Here is a 5,591-nt window from a genome sequence, read left to right as displayed (position 1 = left end):
CTCAACGACAGTCCCAGCATCCGGCCGAGCACGCGGCAGAAGGTGCTCGACGTCATCGACGAGATCGGCTACCGCCCGAACCAGGCCGCGCGGGCGCTGGTCACCAGCCGGTCGAAGGCCATCGGCGTGCTCACCCTGCAGAACGTCCACTTCGGTCCGCAGACGATCGTCAACGCCATCGAGGTCGCGGCCCGGACGGCCGGCTACCGGCTGAGCATCGCGAGCACGACGACGGTGTCGGACGACGTCCGGGCGAGCCTGCAGTTGCTCACCAACCAGGCGGTCGAGGCGATCATCGTCATCGCCCCGCAACGCAAGTTCTTCGACGTGATCGACGAGCTCGACCTCGACGTCCCCATCGTCGCGCTCGACTCGACGCAGCGGGCCCGGGCGCACAGCCTCTCGGTCGACCAGTTCGAAGGGGCGCGCCTCGCGACCCGGCACCTGATCGACCTCGGCCACCGGCACATCGTGCACGTCGCCGGACCCCAGGACTGGATCGAGGCCGACGAGCGGATGCAGGGCTTCCTCTTCGAGATGGGCGAGGCCGAGTTGTCGATCGAGCCGCCCATCCTCGGCGACCTGACCGCCGACTTCGGCTACACGGCCGGGCAGGAACTGCTGCGCCGCCGCGACTTCACCGCCGTGTTCTCGGCCAACGACCTGATGGCCGTGGGCCTGCTGCACGCCTTCCGCGAGGCCGACGTCGACGTGCCCCGCGAGGTCAGCGTCGTCGGCTTCGACGACTCGCCGACCGCGCCGCACCTGTGGCCGCCGCTCACGACCGTGCGTCAGGACTTCGCCCTGATCGGCCGACGCGCCGTCGAACTCGTCGTGGCCGAGCTCGAGGGCGGCACGGTCGTCGATCGCACCTTGATCCCTCCGGAACTGGTGGTGCGCGGGTCGACCTCACGCCCCTGGTTCCTTTGACGGCCCGTCACGGCACGGCGGGACGAGCCGTCAGGAGGCGCGGCGCGCGTCGGTCGGCCCGTGTTCCATAACGGATCGGCATCGGCATTTGACAGCACACCCTCTCGGGATTAGCTTTGCTCCAGTCGCAGTGTGAACGGTCACATTCGGCGGGTCCGGCCCCTTCGCCAGGCTCGACGGACGGCCCGGCACGGCGGCGACGAATCACAGGATGCCCGTCGGTGCACATCACCGGCGGACGACGACGAGGTCGAAGGTCGAGGACGACGTGCCCAGTGCCGTGACGCAGAGCGAACAGCTCGCGAGCAGCCACATCCCCGGGGGTGCCCCGCATGGGCGTTGACTCTCCCGTCATCCTCGAGATGCGCTCCATCACGAAGGAGTTCCCGGGCGTCAAGGCGCTCGACGACGTGTCGATGCAGGTCCGCGCCGGTGAGGTGCACGCGATCTGCGGCGAGAACGGCGCCGGCAAGTCGACGCTGATGAAGGTCCTCTCGGGTGTCTACCCGTTCGGCACCTACACGGGCGACATCGTCTACCAGGGTGCCGAGATGCGGTTCCGCGACATCCGCTCGAGCGAGTCGCAGGGCATCGTCATCATCCACCAGGAGCTGGCGCTGATCCCCGAGCTCTCGATCACCGAGAACATCTTCCTCGGCAACGAGCCGACCCGCTTCGGGGCCATCGACTGGCGCGCGGCGAAGACGAAGGCCATCGACCTGCTCGCCCGCGTCGGCCTCAAGGACGACCCCGACACCGCCATCAAGAACCTCGGCGTCGGCAAGCAGCAGCTCGTCGAGATCGCCAAGGCGCTGAACAAGAACGTCAAGCTGCTGATCCTCGACGAGCCGACCGCGGCCCTCAACGAGGCCGACTCGCAGCACCTGCTCGACCTCATCCGCGGCCTCAAGGGTCGCGGCATCTCGTCGATCATGATCAGCCACAAGCTCAACGAGATCGAGGCCATCGCCGACTCCATCACGATCATCCGTGACGGCAAGACCATCGAGACGCTCGACGTGAAAGAGGACGGCGTCAACGAGGACCGCATCATCCGCGGCATGGTCGGCCGCAACCTGGCCAGCCGTTTCCCCGACCGCACCCCGAAGATCGGCGAGGTCTTCTTCGAGGTCAAGGACTGGTGGGTGCGCCACCCGCAGACGGCCGAACGCTTCGTCTGCAAGGGCTCGTCCATCACCGTGCGCAAGGGCGAGATCGTCGGCCTGGCCGGCCTGATGGGCGCCGGTCGCACCGAACTCGCGATGAGCATCTTCGGTCGCTCGTACGGTCAGTTCGTCTCGGGCGAGATCGTCAAGGACGGCCGGAAGATCGAGATCAAGAACGTCTCGGACGCGATCGACAACGGCCTGGCCTACGTCTCCGAAGACCGGAAGGTGCTGGGGCTCAACCTGCTCGACGACATCAAGCGCTCGACGGTCGCGGCCAAGCTCACCAAGATCTCGAAGGCCTCCGTGGTCAACACCTACGAAGAGCACTCGATCGCCGAGGACTACCGCAAGAGCCTGCGCGTCAAGACCCCCACGGTCGACGAAGGGGTCGCCAAGCTGTCCGGCGGCAACCAGCAGAAGGTCGTCCTGGCGAAGTGGATGTTCACCGACCCCGACCTGCTCATCCTCGACGAGCCCACGCGAGGCATCGACGTGGGCGCCAAGTTCGAGATCTACAACATCATCAACCAGCTCGCGGCCCAGGGCAAAGGCGTGATCGTCATCTCGTCCGAACTGCCCGAGCTGCTGGGGCTCTCCGATCGCATCTACACGATCTTCGAGGGTTCCGTCACGAACGAGATCGAGGCCTCCGAGGCCGACGCCGAGACGCTCATGCGAACCATGACCTCGAAGAAGAAGGAGCAAGCCGCATGAGTGGCATCAAAGACCTGAAGAAGGTGTTCGGCGGCAACACGTCGAACGCGCGCCAGTTCGGCATGATCGCGACGCTCGTCGTGGCCATCCTGATCTTTCAGGTGCTGACCGACGGGCTCACCCTGCAGCCCACGAATCTCATCGCCCTGGTCAGCCAGTACTCGTACATCCTGATCCTCGCCATCGGCATGGTCATGGTCATCGTGGCCGGTCACATCGACCTCTCGGTCGGTTCGGTCGCCGCCTTCAGCGGCATCGTCGTCGCCAAGGCGATGGACAGCTGGGGTCTTCCGTGGGGTGCCGCGATCCTGCTCGGCCTCGTGGTCGGCGTGGTCATCGGCGCCTGGCAGGGCTTCTGGGTCGCCTACGTCGGCGTCCCCGCCTTCATCGTGACGCTGGCCGGCATGCTGCTCTTCCGCGGTGCCAACCAGTTCGTCGGCAACGCCGACACCATCCCGGTCCCCGAGGGATTCACGGTCATCGGCGCGGGTTACCTCCCCGAGTTCGGTCCGAACACCGGCTACAACAACGCGACCCTGCTGCTCGGCCTCGTCATCATCGTCGCCGTGGTCTACAACGAGTTCCGCCTGCGTCGCATCCAGCAGAAGATGGGCTCCGAGCGGGCTCCCCTCTGGGTCAGCGCCGTCAAGCTGGTCGTGCTGGTCGCGATCATCGCCTACGCCGCGACGCTGTTCGCCGGCGGCCGCGTCGGGACGTCGTTCCCGATCTCGGGCATCATCCTCGGCGTGCTCGTCCTGGTCTACGGCTTCGTCACGCAGAACACGATCTTCGGTCGGCACATCTACGCGGTGGGTGGCAACTCGCACGCCGCCGAGCTCTCGGGCGTCAAGGCGAAGCGCATCAACTTCTTCGTCATGATGAACATGTCCGTGCTCGCCGCCCTGGCCGGCATGATCTACGTCGCCCGTGCCGGTGCCTCCGGCCCGCAGGACGGCCTCAACTGGGAGCTCGACGCCATCGCCTCGGTCTTCATCGGTGGCGCCGCCGTCGCCGGCGGCATCGGCACGGTGACCGGCTCGATCGTCGGTGGTTTCGTCATCGCCGTGCTGAACAACGGCCTGCAGCTCATGGGCGTCGGCTCCGACAAGGTGCAGATGATCAAGGGCCTCGTGCTCCTGATCGCGGTCGCGGTCGACGTCTACAACAAGAGCCAGGGTCGTCCGTCCATCACCGGGTTCCTCACCCGGGGCCTGCGTCGCGACAAGAACGGCATCGCGGCCTCCGACCTGCCCCCGGGCGCCCAGAACGGCGTCGGTCGCGACGCCGAGACGACCGAGCCCGCCCTCACCCCGAACGGCGACATCTCGGACGTGCAGCGTCCCAAGGCCACGACGCCCAACTAGACCCACCACCCGCGCGCCCGTCCATCGACGGCCGGGCGCGCCTCCACCGGGAGTCCGCACCGCGGGCGACCACACGGCATCACCCCTCACAACGAGAAAGTAGACACAGCATGCGCAAACTCGCGCTGACGACCTTCGCGGTCGCCGCAGCAACGACGCTGATCCTGAGCGGCTGCTCGAACTCGGCCCGCACCGACGCGGGTTCGGGCGACGCGGCCTCGGGCTTCGAGTCCGGCTCGACCATCGGCGTGGCCCTGCCGGCCAAGACGAGCGAGAACTGGGTCCTCGCCGGCGACCTGTTCACCAAGGACCTCACCGACGCCGGGTTTAAGCCCGACGTGCAGTACGCGGCCGCCAGCGGCACCGTGGCCAACCAGCAGGACGAGATCCAGTCCATGGTCACCAAGGGCGCGAAGGTCATCATCATCGGCGCGGCCGACGGTGGCCAGCTCGGCACCCAGGTCAAGGCCGCCCACGACGCCGGCGCCGTGGTCATCGCCTACGACCGCCTGATCCTCAACACCGAGGACGTCGACTACTACGTCGCGTACGACAACTTCAAGGTCGGCGAGCTCCAGGGCCAGGCCCTGCTCGACGGCATGGCCGCGAAGAAGGCCGACGGCCCCTACAACGTCGAGCTGTTCTCCGGCTCGTCGGACGACGCCAACTCGAAGGTCTTCTTCGACGGCGCGATGAGCGTCCTGCAGCCGAAGATCGACGACGGCACCCTCGTCGTCGCCTCGGGCCAGACCGACATCAAGCAGACGGCGACCGACGGCTGGAAGCCCGAGAACGCCCAGCGTCGCATGGACTCGCTGCTCACCAGCACCTACGGTGACAAGGAGCTCGACGGCGTCCTGAGCCCGAACGACACCCTGGCCCGCGCCATCATCACCTCGGTGAAGCAGGCCGGCAAGGACATCCCGACCGTCACCGGTCAGGACTCCGAGGTCGAGTCGGTCAAGTCGATCATGGCCGGCGAGCAGTACTCGACCATCAACAAGGACACCCGCAACCTCGTGAAGCAGGCCGTCGCGATGGTCAGCTCGCTCAGCAAGGGCGACAAGGCCGAGACGAACGACGACGAGTCGTACGACAACGGCAGCAAGGTCGTCCCGGCCTACCTGCTGCCCCCGCAGATCGTGACCAAGGACAACGCCGCCGAGGCGTACGCCAACGACACGACGCTCGAGCCGCTCACCAAGTAGCACTCCCGCTGCCCTCGGGCAGCACCGGCACCGGCCGGGCACCCCGCACGGGGTGCCCGGCCGTCGTCGTCGGCGGGCGGTATCGTGCGTCCGTGGACACCGACCGACGAGCGCAGGAGGCGCGGGCCGCGTCCGCGACGCCGGTCACCGTCGAGTCGCTGCTCGCCTCGCCCCGGTCCCGCTACGTCGGCCGCCCCGCCGACGGC

4 protein-coding genes are annotated in these 5,591 nt (G+C 67.4%); all 4 read left to right on the top strand.

Translation table 11 applies throughout. From position 1 onward, the window contains the following. Positions 1-930, top strand: a 930-nt coding sequence (locus IFT36_RS14905; RefSeq protein ID WP_200413540.1) for a LacI family DNA-binding transcriptional regulator, incomplete at its 5' end; no start/stop codon positions are given. A 332-nt stretch (positions 931-1,262) separates the two neighbouring features. Then, positions 1,263-2,813, top strand: coding sequence for a multiple monosaccharide ABC transporter ATP-binding protein (mmsA, locus tag IFT36_RS14900; RefSeq protein ID WP_056046505.1), 1,551 nt, complete (start codon positions 1,263-1,265; stop codon positions 2,811-2,813). After that, on the top strand, positions 2,810-4,177 hold the full coding sequence (mmsB, locus tag IFT36_RS14895; protein ID WP_043592911.1) for a multiple monosaccharide ABC transporter permease: 1,368 nt from the start codon (positions 2,810-2,812) through the stop codon (positions 4,175-4,177). Before mmsA ends, mmsB begins: the two co-directional genes overlap by 4 nt. A 110-nt stretch (positions 4,178-4,287) precedes the next feature. Then, positions 4,288-5,385: a substrate-binding domain-containing protein gene (locus tag IFT36_RS14890; protein WP_056046504.1), complete on the top strand. Its 1,098-nt coding sequence runs from the start codon at positions 4,288-4,290 to the stop codon at positions 5,383-5,385. Positions 5,386-5,591 lie beyond the last annotated feature (206 nt).

Source organism: Frigoribacterium sp. CFBP 13605, from assembly GCF_014839405.1.
Lineage (GTDB): Bacteria > Actinomycetota > Actinomycetes > Actinomycetales > Microbacteriaceae > Frigoribacterium.
Note: the sequence above shows the minus strand (reverse complement) of the source record. Positions and strands in the feature narration are given on the sequence as shown.

Bases quoted from the DNA above. Each gene is read 5' to 3' on its own strand.
- IFT36_RS14890 (WP_056046504.1), top strand. From the start codon at position 4,288: ATGCGCAAACTCGCGCTGACGACCTTCGCGGTCGCCGCAGCAACGACG.
- mmsB (WP_043592911.1), top strand. From the start codon at position 2,810: ATGAGTGGCATCAAAGACCTGAAGAAGGTGTTCGGCGGCAACACGTCG.
- mmsA (WP_056046505.1), top strand. From the start codon at position 1,263: ATGGGCGTTGACTCTCCCGTCATCCTCGAGATGCGCTCCATCACGAAG.